General features: G+C 69.6%; 22 protein-coding genes and 1 pseudogene. 11 read left to right on the top strand and 12 right to left on the bottom strand.

Annotated elements, in window-relative coordinates; genetic code table 11:
• Window positions 1-635: MFS transporter (locus ACFVYA_RS45450; RefSeq protein WP_387054256.1), on the bottom strand; the 635-nt coding region annotated here is incomplete at its 3' end.
• 79 nt (window positions 636-714) lie between these two features.
• Between ACFVYA_RS45450 and ACFVYA_RS45445 the strand changes: the two are divergent.
• The 3 genes and pseudogenes from ACFVYA_RS45445 to ACFVYA_RS45435 all read left to right on the top strand — a co-directional run.
• Window positions 715-1,359, top strand: a pseudogene (locus ACFVYA_RS45445) (DUF5937 family protein); the annotation flags it as partial.
• A gap of 61 nt (window positions 1,360-1,420) precedes the next feature.
• The gene (locus tag ACFVYA_RS45440; protein ID WP_387054254.1) at window positions 1,421-1,696 is read left to right on the top strand and encodes an ArsR/SmtB family transcription factor; all 276 of its coding nucleotides are present in this window, start codon (window positions 1,421-1,423) and stop codon (window positions 1,694-1,696) included.
• Between the two features lie 161 nt (window positions 1,697-1,857).
• Window positions 1,858-2,223, top strand: a complete 366-nt coding sequence (locus ACFVYA_RS45435) for a hypothetical protein (RefSeq protein ID WP_387054252.1) — start codon at window positions 1,858-1,860, stop codon at window positions 2,221-2,223.
• Window positions 2,224-2,335: 112 nt separating this feature from the next.
• Here ACFVYA_RS45435 and ACFVYA_RS45430 read toward each other — a convergent pair whose 3' ends face one another.
• Entirely contained in the window at window positions 2,336-2,953 is a 618-nt protein-coding gene (locus tag ACFVYA_RS45430; protein WP_387054250.1) for a TetR family transcriptional regulator, read from the bottom strand.
• A gap of 82 nt (window positions 2,954-3,035) precedes the next feature.
• Between ACFVYA_RS45430 and ACFVYA_RS45425 the strand changes: the two genes are divergently transcribed.
• Entirely contained in the window at window positions 3,036-3,506 is a 471-nt protein-coding gene (locus ACFVYA_RS45425; protein WP_387054248.1) for a nitroreductase/quinone reductase family protein, read from the top strand.
• A gap of 82 nt (window positions 3,507-3,588) precedes the next feature.
• On the opposite strand, the gene ACFVYA_RS45420 is transcribed toward ACFVYA_RS45425, so the two are convergent.
• Entirely contained in the window at window positions 3,589-4,821 is a 1,233-nt protein-coding gene (locus ACFVYA_RS45420; protein WP_387054246.1) for a glycosyltransferase 87 family protein, read from the bottom strand.
• 481 nt (window positions 4,822-5,302) lie between these two features.
• Here ACFVYA_RS45420 and ACFVYA_RS45415 point away from each other — a divergent pair, with 481 nt between their 5' ends.
• Window positions 5,303-5,812: a sigma-70 family RNA polymerase sigma factor gene (locus tag ACFVYA_RS45415; RefSeq protein ID WP_387054244.1), complete on the top strand. Its 510-nt coding sequence runs from the start codon at window positions 5,303-5,305 to the stop codon at window positions 5,810-5,812.
• On the top strand, window positions 5,809-6,366 hold the full coding sequence (locus tag ACFVYA_RS45410) for a hypothetical protein (RefSeq protein ID WP_387054242.1): 558 nt from the start codon (window positions 5,809-5,811) through the stop codon (window positions 6,364-6,366). Before ACFVYA_RS45415 ends, ACFVYA_RS45410 begins: the two co-directional genes overlap by 4 nt.
• A gap of 13 nt (window positions 6,367-6,379) precedes the next feature.
• Here ACFVYA_RS45410 and ACFVYA_RS45405 read toward each other — a convergent pair whose 3' ends face one another.
• Window positions 6,380-7,030 (bottom strand): response regulator, encoded by a 651-nt coding sequence (locus tag ACFVYA_RS45405; RefSeq protein WP_387054240.1) that lies wholly within the window; start codon window positions 7,028-7,030, stop codon window positions 6,380-6,382.
• On the bottom strand, window positions 7,018-8,262 hold the full coding sequence (locus tag ACFVYA_RS45400) for a sensor histidine kinase (RefSeq protein ID WP_387054238.1): 1,245 nt from the start codon (window positions 8,260-8,262) through the stop codon (window positions 7,018-7,020). The genes ACFVYA_RS45405 and ACFVYA_RS45400 overlap by 13 nt, the downstream gene beginning before the upstream one ends.
• Before the next feature lie 253 nt (window positions 8,263-8,515).
• On the opposite strand from ACFVYA_RS45400, the gene ACFVYA_RS45395 reads away from it, so the two are divergent.
• Window positions 8,516-8,938 (top strand): hypothetical protein, encoded by a 423-nt coding sequence (locus ACFVYA_RS45395; RefSeq protein WP_387054236.1) that lies wholly within the window; start codon window positions 8,516-8,518, stop codon window positions 8,936-8,938.
• Between the two features lie 22 nt (window positions 8,939-8,960).
• Here ACFVYA_RS45395 and ACFVYA_RS45390 read toward each other — a convergent pair whose 3' ends face one another.
• Window positions 8,961-9,626, bottom strand: a complete 666-nt coding sequence (locus ACFVYA_RS45390; RefSeq protein ID WP_387054234.1) for a hypothetical protein — start codon at window positions 9,624-9,626, stop codon at window positions 8,961-8,963.
• A 250-nt stretch (window positions 9,627-9,876) separates the two neighbouring features.
• Between ACFVYA_RS45390 and ACFVYA_RS45385 the strand changes: the two genes are divergently transcribed.
• The gene (locus ACFVYA_RS45385; RefSeq protein ID WP_285993644.1) at window positions 9,877-10,245 is read left to right on the top strand and encodes a cupin domain-containing protein; all 369 of its coding nucleotides are present in this window, start codon (window positions 9,877-9,879) and stop codon (window positions 10,243-10,245) included.
• On the top strand, window positions 10,242-10,976 hold the full coding sequence (locus ACFVYA_RS45380) for an SDR family oxidoreductase (protein WP_387054232.1): 735 nt from the start codon (window positions 10,242-10,244) through the stop codon (window positions 10,974-10,976). Before ACFVYA_RS45385 ends, ACFVYA_RS45380 begins: the two co-directional genes overlap by 4 nt.
• Window positions 10,977-11,015: 39 nt before the next feature.
• Here the strand turns inward: ACFVYA_RS45380 and ACFVYA_RS45375 are convergent, their stop codons facing one another.
• From ACFVYA_RS45375 to ACFVYA_RS45360, 4 genes are all read right to left on the bottom strand, one after another.
• Entirely contained in the window at window positions 11,016-11,381 is a 366-nt protein-coding gene (locus ACFVYA_RS45375) for a hypothetical protein (RefSeq protein ID WP_387054230.1), read from the bottom strand.
• Window positions 11,365-12,273, bottom strand: coding sequence for an RNA polymerase sigma-70 factor (locus tag ACFVYA_RS45370; protein WP_285993647.1), 909 nt, complete (start codon window positions 12,271-12,273; stop codon window positions 11,365-11,367). Before ACFVYA_RS45370 ends, ACFVYA_RS45375 begins: the two co-directional genes overlap by 17 nt.
• An 83-nt stretch (window positions 12,274-12,356) precedes the next feature.
• Window positions 12,357-12,530, bottom strand: coding sequence for a hypothetical protein (locus tag ACFVYA_RS45365; RefSeq protein ID WP_387054229.1), 174 nt, complete (start codon window positions 12,528-12,530; stop codon window positions 12,357-12,359).
• Window positions 12,527-13,285, bottom strand: coding sequence for an SDR family oxidoreductase (locus ACFVYA_RS45360; protein ID WP_387054228.1), 759 nt, complete (start codon window positions 13,283-13,285; stop codon window positions 12,527-12,529). Before ACFVYA_RS45360 ends, ACFVYA_RS45365 begins: the two co-directional genes overlap by 4 nt.
• Window positions 13,286-13,438: 153 nt before the next feature.
• On the opposite strand from ACFVYA_RS45360, the gene ACFVYA_RS45355 reads away from it, so the two are divergent.
• Window positions 13,439-14,461, top strand: a complete 1,023-nt coding sequence (locus ACFVYA_RS45355; RefSeq protein WP_387054227.1) for a ferritin-like protein — start codon at window positions 13,439-13,441, stop codon at window positions 14,459-14,461.
• Between the two features lie 67 nt (window positions 14,462-14,528).
• Here ACFVYA_RS45355 and ACFVYA_RS45350 read toward each other — a convergent pair whose 3' ends face one another.
• Entirely contained in the window at window positions 14,529-15,188 is a 660-nt protein-coding gene (locus tag ACFVYA_RS45350) for a low temperature requirement protein A (protein WP_387054225.1), read from the bottom strand.
• A gap of 461 nt (window positions 15,189-15,649) precedes the next feature.
• Here ACFVYA_RS45350 and ACFVYA_RS45345 point away from each other — a divergent pair, with 461 nt between their 5' ends.
• Entirely contained in the window at window positions 15,650-16,780 is a 1,131-nt protein-coding gene (locus ACFVYA_RS45345; protein WP_387054223.1) for an alpha/beta hydrolase family protein, read from the top strand.
• Window positions 16,781-16,836: 56 nt separating this feature from the next.
• On the opposite strand, the gene ACFVYA_RS45340 is transcribed toward ACFVYA_RS45345, so the two are convergent.
• Window positions 16,837-17,200: hypothetical protein (locus ACFVYA_RS45340; RefSeq protein WP_387054221.1), on the bottom strand; the 364-nt coding region annotated here is incomplete at its 5' end.

Raw genomic sequence — 17,200 nt, 5'->3', positions numbered from 1 at the left:
TCGCCCGCTTCGGCCCACACTCCCGTGACCGCATCAGGATCCCGGGCCGGCGCGCTCGCCGGGAGTCCCCTCAGCAGCAAGGCCGACGCGAGAAAAGTGGCCGCGTCCACGGCCAGCGCGGTGTGGGCGCCTCCGGGAGCTGCGTCCAGCAGGCCTCCCAAGCCCGGCCCGACGGTGAGCGTCAGGGTTCGGCCCAGCCCGAAGAGGGCGTTGGCCGGCGCGCGGTCGGCCGCGTCGACCAGGACCGGGACCAGACTGCGACCGGCCGGGTTCCGGATGGTCGCCAGGATCCCGGCGACCGCCACGAGCGCGGTCAGCACCGGCAACGGCGGCAGCGTGATCGCGGTCAGCCCGATCACCAGCGCCGAGGCCAGTTCGCACCGGATCATCAACCGGCGTGTCCCGACCCGGTCGACGAGGACTCCGGCCAGCGGTCCACCGAGCCGGGGCAGCGCGCTCGCCGACAGCAGCAAACCCACCCCCGCGGGGCCGTCTCGCGGGGCGACGAGCAGGACGAGAGCGGTCGTGGTGATCCCGTCACCGACGAACGACACCGCCCGCGACGCGCACAACGCCCGGAACGCGGGGTTACCGGAAAGGAGGCGAGTCCTGGGCACCGGCGATGGTTCGGCCATGCCCGTGAGGGTGCGGGAACCGGGCGGGCGGCCGCCGGGATTCGGTGTCGACCGAATCGTCGGGTAGCGTTTTGGCGAAATGACGCTGGTGCTGAGGTTCGGACCCGGGGACGCGGCGCGATGCCGGTTCGCGATCTCGCCGCTGCAGGAAACGATGTCGGCACTTCTGGTGCTCAAGGAACCGGGTCGCCACGGCTGGTACTTGTCGTGGCTGCGCGATGTCCAGCCCGTCGTCGCCCGGCTTGATCTGGGACTGCTGGACGCCGCCGCCCCGAACAACGGATACGGGCTGGATTTCCTGTGGCCGAGCCCGACCAGCCCGCACACCACCATCGAGGACGACCTCACCCAGGTCCGGGCCACCGATCCCGCCGTCGTCGCCGCCGAACTCGCCGAGCACGTTCGCCGCGCCCCGGGCGAGGATCTCCGCCGAGTCCTCACCGGCGACCCCGTCGTCGCCAGGGACACCTTGGCCACCCAGCAGCGACTGGCCTGGCAGGCACTGGTCGAGCCACTGTGGGACCGGATACGCGGCCTGCTCGACGCCGACATCGCAACCCGGGCACGGCAGCTGGCCGACGGCGGCCTGGAGGGCCTGTTCGCCGACCTGCACCGGCGAGCGACCTGGAAGAACGAAGAGCTGCACCTCACGGGCTTCCGGCACGGCACGGTGGATCTTCGCAGCCGCGGCCTCGTGCTCGTGCCCACGGCTTTCGGGTGGCCGAACCTCGGGATCGGGCCCACCGACGACACCGCCGTCACTCCTCCCGCGCTGGTTTACCCGAATGCTCGGCACGGCACAGCTGTGGGAACCGGCCACACGATCACCAGCCATCGCGCGCCTCCTCGGCCCCGGACGCGCATCCGTGCTGGCCGAGACCCTCTTCCCGAGCACGACCGGCAGCCTGGCCCACCGAGTCGGCCTCGCTCCGGCAACGGTCTCCGAGCACCTCACGGTGCTTCGCGAGGCCGGCCTGGTCACCGCCACCCGACGCGGCCGTGAAGTGCTCTACCGCCAGACACCGCTCGCCGCAGCACTCCTCCGCCCTGATCCGGGGTGATGGAGCGGACCTCATGCCGGAGGGCGGGAGGGCGGGAGAATAAGGCCGTGGGTTATCAACTGCAGGGGGCCATCGCCACCGAGCCTGTGCTCCGGAAGTTGGCGGGCACGGTGGAAGAAGCGTGCACAGTTCCGCTCGCCGAGCACCTTTGCTTACTCCCGATGACCGACGCGTTGTTCGACACGGTCACCATCGCCGGAGCGCCCGAGCTCGACGGGTTCCGGAAAGCCCCCGCCGGGTTCGGGCACGCCTTGGCCGCCGGTTCGGCGGACGGTCCCGTCGCCTACGTCGAGGCTGACTACTTCGGCGGGAGCGGAACCCAGTCCGCGCAGGTATGGGCCGGCGGTCAGGTAGTGCTCGGTCCCCTGCGCCTGGCCGTAGGAGAACCGATACCTGCCGAGGGCAGCCCCATCTCCCGGGCGCTTCGGCGGCTTGGCGTGGTCAAGGGCGAGCACTTCGACGAGTTCGATGCCGTCGGGCTTGGCCGCCACCGCGAGACAGACGACTGGCTTCCGCCCACGAGTTGATCAGCTGGATCGCAGACTCGTCCCCCGAGTGCCCTCCCGGGCCCTGCCGCCGCACGTCGTTTCTGGTCGGCGAGCATGCGGGTGCAGACGACGTTCGACAAGCCGCCGCTGATCAGCGATCGGTGACCGTCGGTCCCGCGGGGTAGTCCAGGCCGGTGGACAGCAGGTCGAACGCCTGCCTGGCCAGCTCGGATTCCGGTGCTTGCCGGCCGGCCGCCCGCCAGGCGACGACTGCCGTCTGTACTGCGCACATCGCCACCGAGGCCACCAGGTGCGGCCGGGGGTCCGCGCCCGGGTCGACGCCCATTCGGGCGCCGATCAGGCGGGCCGCCTCGTCGGAGCGGGCGGTCGCCCGCTGGATACGCGCGGCCGTCAGCGCCGGGTTGACGGAGATCAAGTTCTGCAGGCCGTGGAAGCGGGTGTCGGTCTCGTACGTCCGGATGACTTCGACCGCGGCCGTCCGCATCGCCGTCAGCACCGGCACGTCAGCCGGTTGCGCGGCGAACGCCTCGAGCACCGCCGTGATCTGTTCGTCCGCGAGTGCGAGTGCGACGTCCTCCTTCGAGGTGAAGTACCGGAAGAACGTTCGCGACGAGAGTTCGACCGATTCGGCGATCTGGTCGATGGTCGTGGCCTCGAAACCGTGGGTGCAGAACAGCGCCTGGGCCGCGTCGATCAGCGCCTCCCGCGTCCGCTGCTTCTTCCGTTCCCGCAGGCCGCTCTTCTCCATGCCGGCCAGCATACGGCAGTCACGTCATCGCCAGACTTTTGTCAGTTGACGACACTTGTCACAATGTGACACTCTCTCGGTCATGCCCAAACCTCCCGCACCGACGTCTCGTTACTGGAAGCTGCAGCGACAGCTGACGCGGCTCAACACGTTCCTGTTCCGCAAAACCGGCGGCAAGGTGGGCGGCTCGTTCTTCGGCGGCGCGCCCGTGCTGCTGCTCCACCACGTCGGCCGCAGGTCCGGCGAGGCCCGGATCAGCCCCCTGATCTACCTCGACGACTCGCCGCGCCTGGTCGTCATCGCATCGAAAGGCGGCGTGGACGCACATCCGGCGTGGTTCCACAACCTGATGGCGATGACGACCACCGAGGTGGAGCTACCCGGCGGCGAGCGTCGGCGAGTCCGTCCGCGCGTCGCCGAAGACGCGGAGCGGGCCCGCCTGTGGGACCGAGCCGTGGCGATCTACCAGCCTTACGCGGCCTATGCGACCTACACCGAGCGGAAGATTCCAGTAGTCGTACTCGAACCCGCCGACGCCACACCGATCGAATAGGCACACATCAACGGACTTGAGGCACCTGCCGCAGGACCCGCGGCGAACAGCTCGAAGACCATGCGTGAACTTGCCCGAAAAATCAGGTGCTTCCCCCGGCTCCGGCAACCTCCGGGCTCCGGGCGAAACCACCGTCGTCGTCGCGGACCTGGCCCGGGTGGCGGAACTCCCGGATGGCGTAGTAGCTGACGGCGATGAGCATGGCGAGCTCGATCGCCGCGAGAATGCGGAAGTCGACCGGGCCCACGGCGCGTTCGCCGCCTGGGGATTCGAAGATCCCCGGGATGTAGCCGAGGAGGGAAGCGAACTGCACGCCGATGGGCACGTACCACAGGCGCCGGGGGAAGTAGAAGGCCAGGACGACCGTGAGCAGGTCGGCGAGGTAGAAGTACCGCTCGTGCATCGAAGGCAGCACGTAGGGCACCAAGATGACGAAGACGGTGGCGATCAGCAGGATCCGCGGCTCCGTCGGTTCGGTCCGGGCGAGCAGGAGCAGCAGGCAGATCGTCAGGACGAGCAGGACGGTGACCAGCACCCCGGCGGTGTGCATGACACCGGTGTCGCGAACGCCGCGGAAGAACTGCCAGACCGACGGCGCGTTGAGCGTCATCTCCGGGTAGATGCCGGACTGACGCGGGTAGATGGTCAGCAACCGGATCGGGTCGGCCCCGAGCACGATCGCCGGGAGGTCGAGGACCAGGTAGACCACGGGGATCGCCAGCAGGGCGCGCCAGGGCACCCGGCCGAGCAGGACCATCGCCAGCAGCAGCGGCAGGATGAAGATCGCCTGCAGCTTGAAGGACACCGCGAGCCCGATGAACACGCACGCCCACCACGGCTGCCTCCGGAGGAGGTGGTAGACACCGCCGAGCGTGAACGAGGCGTAGATCGAATCGCATTGCGCCCACATGGCACCGTTGAGCACCACGGTCGGCAGCATGAAAACCAGCAACGCGGCGAGCGCGGGCGTCCAGCGCGAACGGTACTTCAGGGCGACGATCCGGTAGGTGAAATACGCGGCCACCACATCGAACAAGACCGACAGTGCCTTGACCGCGCCATGAGGTGGCAACGGTAGATAGGTCAGCACCACCAGGAGATAGCGGTAGGGGGCGTTGTAGTCGGAGAAATCCTCGCGTAAAGCGCGGAAACCGCCGTGTTGAATGATGAATTCGTACCACGGACGGAGGAATTCGCGGTAATCTGAAGTGTCGTACCGGATCAGCGACCACCGCACGGCGAACGCGAGCAGCCCGATGGCCGCGACGAGGCCGATCAGGTACAGCCGCCGAGCCCGGTCGTGCAGTCCCCGCACCTGCTCCCCCGGTCCCGTTACCGCGCGCTCGGATAGTGCAGCCGACCCGGTCATCTTCCCCCACCGATTACTTTTGTCACGTCAAATGTTCCGCCAAGCACACTGACCCACCGAGGCAAACCACCCGGTATTTACGCGGCGTCGATCCCCGCAGTCGATCCGCGTTCTGCGCCGACACGGCTGCCGACCAGATGAATCCGCCGTAGCCCAGATGGAGCAAACGCTCCTCGTTGCTGAAGCGCTTTCTGGTGAATCTGCGGGTTTATCGCGAAACCGGCGCGCCCTCTTACACCGAAAGCGTGTGACCTGGCCCACACCGACCGGTGCGTGCGAGCTGACGGGATGGCAGGCCCGCAGCGATCACGGCGAGGCCGCTCACGGTCAGCCAGTCGACCAGCCGTTGCGGCGTGGGACTCGGCGTGGCGATCATGCAACGGTCTGACGGCCCGGTCTCGTATGTATGGGCGAGAGAGGGGTGGGCGTGACCGATCGCTGGGAGTTCAGTCAGGTCGTTCGGGAGCGCGTTGTGGTGTGGCGCCGGGAAGCGTTCCTGATGTGCGGGGACTGGTCGTTGGCCGAAGACCTCGTCCAGACGGCGCTGCTGCGGCTGTATACCCGCTGGCATCGCATCGACCCGGCCGGCATCGACGGATACACCCGGCGGGTGATCTCCCGCTTGGCCATCGACGAAGCCCGCCGGCCCTACCGCCGCGCCGAGCTGCGGGATGCGCTGCCCGAGACGCCGGTCGTGACCGCGGAGTCCGCGGCCGCGCTGGATGTCCGGGCGGCCTTGCAGCAGGTGCCACCGAAACAGCGAGCCGTGCTGGTCCTGCGTTTCTTCAGCGACCTGACCAATGCCGAAGCGGCCAAGGTGCTGAGGATCTCCGAAGGGACGGTCAAGTCTCAAGCGGCGCGAGGTCTCGCCACTCTTCGCCGGCTACTTCACGAGCCGGCCGACGTGACCGGGTACATCAAGGGGAGCGACCGATGACAACCGACGACAAGGACCTCTTGATCCGCGCACTCGGCACCGACGAACCGCCGCTGCAGCTGGATCTCGATGCGATCGAAGCCCGGGGACACGCACGCCGCCGCACCCGCGGCCTCATCGCCGTGACCGCCGCTGTGCTCGGCGTCGGAGCCATCGCCGGCGGTGTCGTCCTCGGAGCCGGGGCTCCCAGTGCGCTGGAGGCCGCCGCGCCGGGCACTCTCGTACCTCCGGCTGAGCGGAACATCGCCTACTGCTACCAGACGGCCGACATCGGCAGCACCGCCCCGAATCAGCACGTCGCCATCGGAGTCGGTGGCCGCGACGGCCGAGTCGACGTCACTGGCCAGATCATGCAGATCTGCTCCGGCAGCTGGCAGTCCAACGCGTATGACTTTCAGCCCCGCCAAGCCGCCGGCACGAGCTACCGCATCCCTCAGCTCGTCGCCTGCGTGCTCACCGGAAAAGCCGCGAATGCGACCGAAGGCGCGGTTGGAGTGTTCCCGGGGAACGGCAGCACGTGCGCGGCGCTCGGGCTGCCCACAGCGCAGATCTGACCGATCGGGAAGGTCAGGTCCGGGACGCTCCGAGGAACCGCAGCACGGCCAGGACGCGGCGGTGGTCCGCGTCGACCACGGGCAGGTCGAGCTTGGCGAAGATGCTGTTGATGTGCTTCGCCACGGCGCTCTCGCTGACCACCAGCGCCTGCGCGATGCCGGCGTTGGAGCGCCCCTCGGCCATCAGGCCGAGCACCTCCCGTTCGCGGGGGGTCAGCCGCGCGAGCGGGTCGCTGTCGCGCCGCAGCAGCAACTGGGCGACGACCTGCGGGTCCAGGGCCGTGCCGCCGTCCGCCACTCGCCGGACCGCCGTCACGAATTCGGCGACGTCGGCGACCCGCTGCTTGAGCAGGTAGCCCACACCGCTGGTGTTCGCCGACAGCAGGTCAGCCGCGTACCGCTCCTCCACGTACTGCGAAAGCAGCACCACCGGCGTCCCCGGCCAGCGCCGACGGATCTCCATCGCCGCCCGCACCCCCTCGTCGGTGAAGCCGGGCGGCATCCGGACGTCGATCAAGGCGAGGTCGGGCCGGTGCTCCGCCACGGCCGCCAACAGCCCCTCCGCGTCGCCGGCTTCCGCGGCGACCTGGAACCCGCCCAGCTCCAGCACCTTGGTCAGGCCGACCCGCAACAACACCGAATCCTCGGCGATCACCGCGCGCACGGCAGCTCCGCGGTGATGGTGGTGGGCCCGCCGACGGGGCTGCTGACGTGGAAGGCCCCGTCGAGGGAGCCGACCCGCTTGGCCAGCCCGGTCAGCCCCGTGCCGGCGGCGTCGGCACCGCCCAGCCCGTCGTCGGTAACGCGCACTCGCAGCACCTCGCCGACCTGACGGACCATCACCTCAGCACGCATCGCGTTGGCGTGCTTCGTTGCATTGGTCAGCGCCTCAGAGATCACGAAGTACGCGACCGACTCCACGTTGGACGCCACCCGCTCCTCCAGATCGACCCGCAGCCGCACCGGCAGGGGCGTGCGGGCAGCCAGCCCCGACAACGCCGCGTCCAGACCTCGGTCTTCGAGCACGGCCGGGTGCAGCCCCCGCACCAGATCATCGAGTTCGGCGATCGCCTCCTTCGCCTCCAGGTGCGCTCTCGTGATCACCTCGCGGGCATCACTCGGCAGATCCGGGCGGGTGGCCATGGCCAGACCCAGGTTGACCGCGAGGGACACCAACCGCTGCTGGGTGCCGTCGTGCAGGTCGCGCTCGATCCGGCGGCGCTCCGCGTCGACGGCCTCGATCAAGTCGGTCCGGCTCACGGCCAGCTGATCGACCCGCTCCTGGAGCCGCTGCGCCCGGCTGGGCCCGAGCAGGCCCAACGCCAGCCGCGCCTCGGCCCGGGCCACTGCCCGCGCGGTCCAGGGCAGGGCGCACAGGAGGAGGAGTCCAGCCGCTGTGTAAGCCGGCAGCTGGGTCAGGTAGCCGAACCAGTCCTGGCGGATTCCGGTCGGCAGCGCCCACGACCAGGCGTAGGCGGTGACGCCCGCCAGGCACGCCGCTGCCACCGCGAGCACCAGCAGCTCCAGCAGCGCGAGCAGCGGGCCCAGCAGGAGGTGGTAGCCGATCTTGCGCCAAGGCCGCATCGCCGCGAGCCGCCGGGCGGTCGAGGCCCACGTCCGTTGTTCCGGCGCGGCGGGGGTGAGCCGGGGGACGTCCACACCGATGAGCACCCGGTGGCGAGCCCGCTGAACGGCCGTCAGCACCGGGGCGCCGAGCAGGACCAGGGCGGCCGACACGGACACCGTGAGGAGCCAGTTCCCCGTCCTGGCGGTGGTCGTCGTCGCCCAGGCCCACACGGGCACCAGCGCCAGGTGCGGCGGCACACCGGCGGCAAGAAAGCCGGTGTCCCGCCGCGCCCGGAGGACCGTGCGTCTCAGTCCAGCTGGAAACGTCATGGCACGACGCTAGGGCACCGCAGGAGGACGGTGCCATGAAGCCTGTACCCGGTCTCATGGTGAACCTAGGTTCCGCTGAACCGCGGCCGGAAGCACCATCCTGCAGCCGCCCGGATCGGTGCGGTAGCAGGCACCACCACGAAGTCGGAACCACGGGCTACTGATCTCGGCCGGTTCCGGCGGCAAAGTTTGCCGCAGAGCTGCCCCGCACCGGCGTCGGCAGCACCAGCACGACGTTCAGTGGAGGAATTTCATGACCGTTCAGACGATGCCCTGCCCGCCACGCACGGCGACGTCGCCGGGTGCCCGGCCCAGGTGGGTGCCCGGCGTGCTGGGCGCGGTGGCGGCAGGCCTGGTGCCGTGGATGTTCGTGCTGGGCCGGACGCTGCCCGGGACCACCCAGGTGCGGCACTGGCCGGCCGTGTGGATCGGGCTCGACCTGGCCGTGGCGCTCGGCTGCGCGACCACCGCGCGGTGGTACCACCGGGGCGATGTCCGCGCCCGCCTGTCAGCCTCGGCGGTCGCGGCACTCGTGGGGATGGACGCCTGGTTCGACGTCCTCACCGCTCTGCCCGGCACCGAATTCACCCAGGCCCTCGTCTGCGCGGTCCCGGAACTGGCCCTGGCCGGACTGTGCACCTGGCTCGCCCTGCGCAATACCGAAAGGCTGTCATGAAAACAACAGTGCGCCGGATATTTCAGCGGCCGAGCGTGAGCAGATCGGCCAGACCGAAGGCGGGTCCCGCGGCGGGCAGGGTCGGTTGCCAGTCCGGTTCGCGGCTCAGGTAGCTCGCCGGGTCGGCGCGCAGCAGTCCGATCAGGACTTCCGCGACGATGCGGCCGCCGACCGGGCCGAGGCGGTCGCCGCCGCCGCGGTGCCGGGCTTCGTCGAGGGTGTAGATCCACAGTGGAGTGCCGCGCGGCCAAGAACCTTCGTCCGCGGTCAACGGCGGCACGCCGAGGTGGCGGGCGACGGATTCGCCGCTGGGCAGACCGGTGATCCCGCCGCGGAGGAGGTCCCGGACCGCGAGCGAACGGTGGGCGGCGGCCTCGACGATGCCCGTGAGCTGCTCGGGCAGTGCGATGAGACTTGCGGGAAGGCGGCCGTCGATGCGTTTCGCCCGTTGCGTCGGCGGGTGGCCGGGCAGGTCGAAGATCAGCGCGAGATCGAGGCGCCGGCCGGCGGGCACCGGCCGGAACCCGGCGAGGTCGGGGAAGAGCGGTAGTCCGGGGCCGCCGCGAACGAGCCGGTAGGTGTGGCGGATCTGGCTGTGGCCGTAGCGGAAGGCCGCGTGGGAGAACTCCAGCGGGATGCAGGCCTGCCCCGGCGGCGGCGCGAACCACCGGCCGCCCTGGTCAAGCACCTGCTCGATCAGCTGGCCGAAGAACGGCCACCCGGCGCCCGTACCGCCCCGGCCCGGTGGGCGATGGATGCCCGGCTTCCGCGGTGGCTGTCACCACACTCGTCACGGCAAACCTCCTGTCCGCCGGGCATCGATCCCGGCGCCGGTGAAGACAAGACAGCCCCGCGCCGTGTGACACCGCCCGCGAGTCACAAAACGCCCGGCTGTCCGGTCCTAGCGGGTGCAACCGTTCGTCGAGGAGGTCTTTTCGATGTCATTGACCGTGCTACAGGAGGCGAAACCGCCCTTCATCCCGGAGGGGGCGCAGGCGATGACCATCGTCATCGAGTACCCGCCGGGCGACCCCGGCACCCCGCCGCACCGCCACCCCGGACCGGCCTTCGGCTACGTGCTGGAGGGCGAGATGGTGTTCGAGCTCGAAGGCGAACCGCCGCGCGTCGTGCGCGCCGGTGAGGCGTTCTGGGAGCCGGGCGGCGAGGTCATCCACTACCAGGACGGCAACAACCGCGACGACGTCCCGGTCCGGTTCACCGTCACCATGCTCTGCGAACCGGGCAAGCCGATGGTCGACCTCGTGGACGCAGAAGAACTCCGGGCGAAAGGCTGGTCGAAGAAATGAAGATCGCCGTCATCGGCGGCACCGGGCTCATCGGCTCCCGAGTGGTCACGATCCTGACCAAGAACGGGCACGAAGCCGTCCCGCACTCGCCGTCCACCGGGCTGGACCTGCTCAACGGGCACGGCCTGCCCGAGGCGCTGGCCGGGGCCGAGGTCGTCGTCAACCTGACGAACTCGCCGACGTTCGACGAGGCCTCACCCGCGTTCTTCCGGACGACCATGGACAACCTGCTGGAAGCGGCGCACGCGGCCGGCGTCGGCCACGCGGTCATCCTCTCGATCGTGGGCGCCGAGCTGGTGCCGGACCTGGTCTACTACCGCGCCAAGGTGCTGCAGGAGGACATCCTCAAGGCCGGGCCCGTGCCGTACTCCATCGTCCGCGCCACCCAGTTCTTCGAGTTCATGGCTCCGACGATGTCCTGGACCGCCGACGAGAACACCGTCCGCCTGCCCGCGACACGCGTCCAGCCCATCGCCGCCGACGACGTCGCCCAGGCGGTGGCCGAAGTCAGCATGGGCGCGCCGCTGCGGGGTACCCGGAACATCGCCGGACCGGAGGTGTTCACGCTCGACGAGCTGGGCAGGATCACGCTCGCCGCCCAGGGTGATCAGCGCTCCGTCATCACCGACGACCAGGCCGGCCTGTTCGCGGCGGCCTCCGGCGACGCTCTCATCGCCAAGGACGGGGCCGTCATCGCGAAGACCACCTACCGGGAGTGGCTGGCGCGCTGAGGGGGCCGGGTCCGCACGGCAGCCGCGGTGCGGACCCGGTCAACGGCGGTGCCAGCCGCCCAGCTTGGCCGGGTTGAGCACGATCCACAGCGCGGTGACCTTGGCCCCGGCCGTTTCGGCACCGACGACCGCGACGGCGCGGGAGGCGTGGCGAAGCGCCAGTCCGGCGCGGCCGTTGACGGACTCGACGGTCAGCTCGGCATCCGCTCGCCCGCACAGCAACGTCATGACCAGCCGGGCGACATCCGCGGCACCGTGCACCGGCTCGTTCGGGCCGGGTACCCGTCCTCCGCCGTCGCACGTGGCGATGGCCTCGACATCCAGGGCGGCTGCGAGTGCGGTGACGTCTCCCCGCCGGCAGGCGTCGGCGAACCGGCGGACGACCTGGTCATGCCGGTCGAGCACGCTCGGTCCCCACGGACACCGCCTTGTTCTTCTCGGGGTTGACCAGCCACAGGACCTGATCGACGCCTTCGGTGGTGGCGCTGACGGTGAGCAGGCCGTACACAGCGCCGTCCCGGCGCAGCACCGCGGACGTCTGCCCGTTCGTGATCGCCCACTGCACGTCGAGGCCGTCCCAGAACCACGTGGAGATCGCCAGCAGGAACTTCGCCACCCGGGCCGCACCCACGACCGGCGTGCGCGCGACGCCCTTCCGGCCGTTGCCGTCGGACAGGCTGGTCACATCCGGCGTGAAGAGCCGTTCCAACGCGGTCAGGTCACCGGAGCGGGCGGCGGCGAGGAACGTGGTCAGCAGCTCGCGCTGCTCGGCCGCGGTCACCGGGGTGCGCCGTTCGGTCGCGATGTGCTTGCGGGCCCGGCTGACCAGCTGCCGCACCGCGGGTTCGGTCGAGGACAGGATGTCGGCGATCTGCGCGTAGGAGTAGTCGAAGGCTTCCCGCAGCACGTAGGCGGCGCGTTCGTTCGGGGTGAGCTTCTCCATCAGCAGCAGGGCCGCGAACTCGAGCGCCTCACCGCGCTCGGCGCCCAGGTACGGGTCCGCGCCGGTGTCGACCGGTTCGGGCAGCCACGGCCCGATGTAGGTCTCACGCCGCTTCCGCGCCGACTGGAGGACGTTGATGGCCAGCCGGGTGGTCGTCGTGGCCAGGAACGCATCCGGGTTGGCCACTGTGGACCGGTCGTAGGTCTGCCAGCGCAGCCAGACCTCCTGCACCAGGTCTTCGGCCTCGGTGACGCTGCTGAGCATGCGGTACGCGATCCCGAACAGGCGCGGCCGCACCTGGGTGAAGACAGCCGTGGCCGCCTCGAGATCGGCACTCGGTCCGGAATCCGCCACCTCAAGTCCCCTCGTCTCGTGAGGACCCACTCTACGAGGCCGGTCCCGAGGGCCCCGGCAGCGCGGCCGGGACCCTCCGGGTCTCATTCGACGAGCTTGCCGGCAGCAGACACCTCGTGCATGAGCGAGGCGATCCCGTCCGGGATCGGGGGAAGCTCTTCGCGCTCGAGCGCCGACTCGAGTGTGGCGCGCAGGCCGCCCCCGCCGGTCCCGATGACGAGGACGGACGTCGAGATCCGGTGCTCGGTCGTGGTCACTTCGCCGGCGGCGGGTTCAGCGGGAGCCAGTCGGCGAACCGGGTGGCGGACAGCTGCGCGTCCGGACCGGGCAGGAGCATGTCCTTGTCCAGCAGGGCGCCGAAGTAGCGTGCTTCCGGGTCGGTGACGACCTCGCGGGGGTCACCGCGGAAGGCCAGCCCGGTGCGGATCAGCTCGTCGAGACCGAACTGCTCGGGGCCGGCCACCTCGACGGTGCCGTTCAGCGGCGTGCCGACGGCGACCCGGCCGACCGCGCCGGCCACGTCTTCGGCGGCCATCGGCTGGATGCGGGCGTCCGACAGGCGCACGGTGTTCCCCTCGGTCGCCGCCTGGGCGATGCTTCCGACGAACTCGAAGAACTGCGTGGCGTGGACGATCGAGTACGGCAGCCCGGCCTCCTTGATGAGCTTTTCCTGCGCGATCTTCGCGCGGAAGTAGCCGCTTTCGGTGAGCCGCTCGGTGCCGACGACCGACAACGCCACGTGGTGCCCCACTCCGGCCTTCTCCTCGGCGGCGAGGAGGTTTCCGGTGGAGGTGCGGAAGAACTCCAGCACGGCGTCGTCGGCGAACGACGGCGAGTTCGACACATCGACCACGACCTGGGCACCGTCCAGGACCTCGGCCAGCCCTTCACCGGTCAGCGTGTTCACGCCCGAATCGGGTGACGCGGGAACCGCTTCGTGGCCGTGTTCTCCCAGTTTCCGGACGAGTTTCGAGCCGATCAGCCCGCTGCCGCCGATCACGACGATCTTCATGGTGTGCCTTCTCCTCCCGCGTCCCGGCCGCTCCGGAACGTCGTCGTCAATCAGGACCGGGCAGGCCCGCGGTTTGTGACAGCCCGGATGTCACAAACCGCGGTGACGTTCGGTCCTGGCTGGAGACACCGACCTGACGAACCGAGGTACCGCATGGACACGATCGACGATCTCCGCCGCCACCTGCAGTGGGCGATCGAACTCGAGCACGCGACGATTCCCCCGTACCTGTGCGCGCTGTACTCACTGGACCCCGTCCGCAATCCCGAAGCCGCCCAAGTCGTGGGCACGGTCCTCGCCGAGGAGATGATCCACCTGGCGCTGGCCGCGAACCTGCTCAACGCCGTCGGCGGCTCACCCAAGCTGGACACGCCGGAACTGCTGCCGCCGTACCCGCATCCACTGCCGCACGGCGACCGGTCCGTGCACGTCCACCTGGCCCCGTTCGGCCCCGAAGCCCTCGAGCTGTTCCTGCGCATCGAGCAGCCCGCGTCGGCGGACGCACCGCCGCAAACCGACGAGTACCGGACGATCGGGCAGTTCTACGCCGCCATCGAGGCCGGCCTGCGCACGCTGTGCGAAAAGCTGGGCGAGGAGCAGGTGTTCAGCGGCGATCCGGCCCGGCAGATCGGCGAGCTCCACCTCCGGGGCGGGGGTGGCGAGGTGCTGCCGGTCCACGACCTGAAGTCGGCACTGGCCGCGCTGGCGGAGGTCATCGAGCAGGGCGAGGGCGCCGCGCGGACGGACGTGTGGGACGGCGATCGCGACGTCTTCCACCCCGAGCGGGAAGAGGTCGCGCACTACTACCGCTTCCAGGAGTTGAAGGTGGGCCGCCGCTACCGGACCGGCGACACCCCGCAGTCCGGGCCGACCGGCGAAGAGATCGCGGTCGACTTCGACGGCGTGTTGCCGATGCGGCACAACCCGCGCACCACCGACTACCCGGAGGGCAGCCCGATCCGGGCCGCCCAGGAGGAGTTCAACCAGACCTACAGCCTCCTGCTCTACCAGCTGGAAGAGGCCTTCAACGGCAGCCCGGGCGGGATGATGGCCGCCGTCGGCACGATGTTCGGGCTGCGCAAGCAGGCACTGGCGTTGATGAACACGCCGACCGGCGACGGGAAGACGACCGCCGGTCCGACCTTCGAGTACGTGCCACCCGAGCAGCGGAACTGAAGCACGGACGCCGTGCTCGCCGGTACCTCCCTGACGGCGAGCACGGTGGCGCCGACCTCCTGCTCGCTCATGACGGATTCCCTTTTCGTTCCAGGGAGATCGTGAAAGCGACCAACAGGGCGCAGGCCGCTGCGATACCCGCGACCACGACGGCCACGCCGGTCCACGGCGCGGCGAGCGGGAGCAGGAACACGACGGTGGCGCAGCCCAGAACGGCGCCGGGACGCAGGACGGTCCTCGCCACGATGGGCACGTGGACCAGCCACAGCAGCAGAAGGAACACGCCCACGGAGGCCGCCACGGCGTAGCTGATCACGAGCGGCGGGGCCGGCAGGTGGTGCCCGGTGTCCTCGACCGCGACCTCCAGGCTCGCGCCGAGTGCCGCGAGCGCGGCGAAAATGCCGTAGTGGCCGTAACCCCACAGGTAGGACCCCTCGCGGCGATCACGCAGCCCGTCCCCGGCCGGTTCCAGGAAGTACAGCCACCAGACCGCGAAAAGCAGCACGAGGCCCGAGACGGCGATGGTGATGAACGAAGCGCTGACCTCGGCCGCCGCCAAAGCTCCTCGGACGCCGGTGATCGCGGCCAGGACGCTCTCGCCGAGCAGGATGATCGTGAACAGCCCGTAGCGCTCGGCGATGTGGTGCGGGTGCCAGGTGGTGGCCCGGGTCCGCTCCGCCCAGCGCGGCACCGCGAGTTCCGCGGCGACCAGCGCGAGGAAGCACACCGGCCGCAGCGCTCATCCGGACGCGGATCCGGATCCTGGCGCTCATCGGCGGCAAGGGCTCGCTCCATTCCACTCGCTCAGTCGGTCGGTCGGTCGCGAGCTAAGACAGCGCAGCGCCGGCGTTCGTGACCGGTAGGGCCGCGGCACCGCAGGCAGTACCGGTAGGCGCTGAGCCGGTGGGGTGAGCCCCACCAGGGTGCCGGTGGCTCACTCCATTGAGCCTCCTCGATGTCGTCCCTAGCGTCGGCTGGAGAAATCCCGACAGGCGACTTGGGGAAGCCATGACCATCCACCCGGAATCAGGCCTCGCGGGCTGATACCTCACTGGATACCGGCAGTACAGCTTGTGATCGACAGGGGGCTTGTGAATGGAATCAAGAACGATCGAGGTCGTCGACGCGGGCGGCTCCGAGAACCAGAAGCAGTCAAAGCGTAAGCGGAGCTTGCGTCGGATCCTCATCGTGACGGTGTCCGGGCTGCTGGTGCTCGTGGTCGTCGGGGTCTTCGGGCTGGCCTGGTGGGTGAGCGAAGCGCAGTTCAAGCCGGACCACCAGTACTACACGCACCCCGACCACTCCGATGTCGTGCGCGAAATAAAGGAAGCCGGCCCCGGGAAGAACGTGGTCATCGGCTCTCCCGGCGAGCACACCCGCCGGCGTGGGACGTACCGGATGGTGTGGGACGGCGTCGAAGCGACTGTCGGCGACATCGTCGCCGAGTCGCCGGACTCCGTGGAGCGCCCGATCCTCAGCGGCCCGGTGCCGTCGGTCGGCACGACGGTGGACGTGACCAGCGTGATGATCACCGACCCGAAGACCTCGCTCGGACTGGACTACTCGGAGGTCTCGGTGGCCACCGAACTCGGCCCGGCTCCGGCCTGGTACATACCGGCATCCGGACTGGACGACTCAACCTGGGTGATCGCGGTACACGGCCAGAACGGACGCCGCAATTCCATGCTGGCGGCACCGGTCTTCCACCGGCTCGGCCTTCCGGTGCTCGTGATCACGTACCGGAACGACGAGGCTGCTCCGCCTTCCCCGGATGGTTTCCTGCACTACGGCGAGTCCGAATACCGGGATGTGGAGGCGGCGGTCCGCTACGCGCAGAGCAAAGGCGCGAAGCATGTGGTGCTGTACGGCAGTTCGATGGGCGGCCTCATCGTCGGCCAGTTCCTCGTCCGCTCGTCTCTGGCGAACGTCGTCACCGCGACGATGCTGGACTCGCCGCTGATCAGCATGCCGATGGTGGTGGAGTTCAACGGGCAGCAGTACGGAGCGCCCGAACCGGCGATCTGGCTGACCGGCAAGGTCGTCCACTGGCGCACCGGCGTCGACCTGGATCAGCTGGACCTGATCAACCACCCGCCGGCCACGAAGCCGCCGACACTGCTCATCGCCGGTGCGCGGGACTCGCAGGCTCCGGTGCAGATGGACCGTGATTTCGCCGAGGCAGCCAAGAGGACGAACTGGCCGGTGGAGTACCAGGAGTTCCCCGGCGCGGAACACGTCGAGTCGTGGAACTCCGCCCCCGCCCGATACGAGCACGCGGTCACCGACTTCTTCAGCCGCACGGTGGTGAATCCACGATGACTAGGGCCGTCCGAAGGACTTGTGCCGACGCGGTGCGGTTGCCGACCAATGCCGAGCTACTCGGCATCGAGTAGCTCCCCTGTGCGCCAGATGGCTATGCGGTACTCCTCGAGCTCGGCGGCGTTGTCGGCTCTTTCGCGTAACTCGGTCGCAGAGTCGGCGAGATGCAGAATCTCGCGATGACGTTCCGCCATGGCTGTACGCCCACGATGGGTCACCATCACGCCGTACATGCCGGGTTCGAGCTCGATCGCGATCGCGTCACCGGTGGGTGAACCGAGCGCGAGTTGGCCGCTGGGGCATTCCAGCTGGTAGGTGCCCGCCGAGGGGACTGTTCCAAGATCGGTGTTTCCGGCCCGACACGCCGGGCCGAGGTCCGGCGGGATGGGCACTGTGAGTGATGACATCGGACCTTGTGAG

This window comes from Amycolatopsis sp. NPDC058278 (assembly GCF_042881395.1).
GTDB lineage: Bacteria > Actinomycetota > Actinomycetes > Mycobacteriales > Pseudonocardiaceae > Amycolatopsis.
This window is presented reverse-complemented; position numbering and strand designations above follow the sequence as displayed.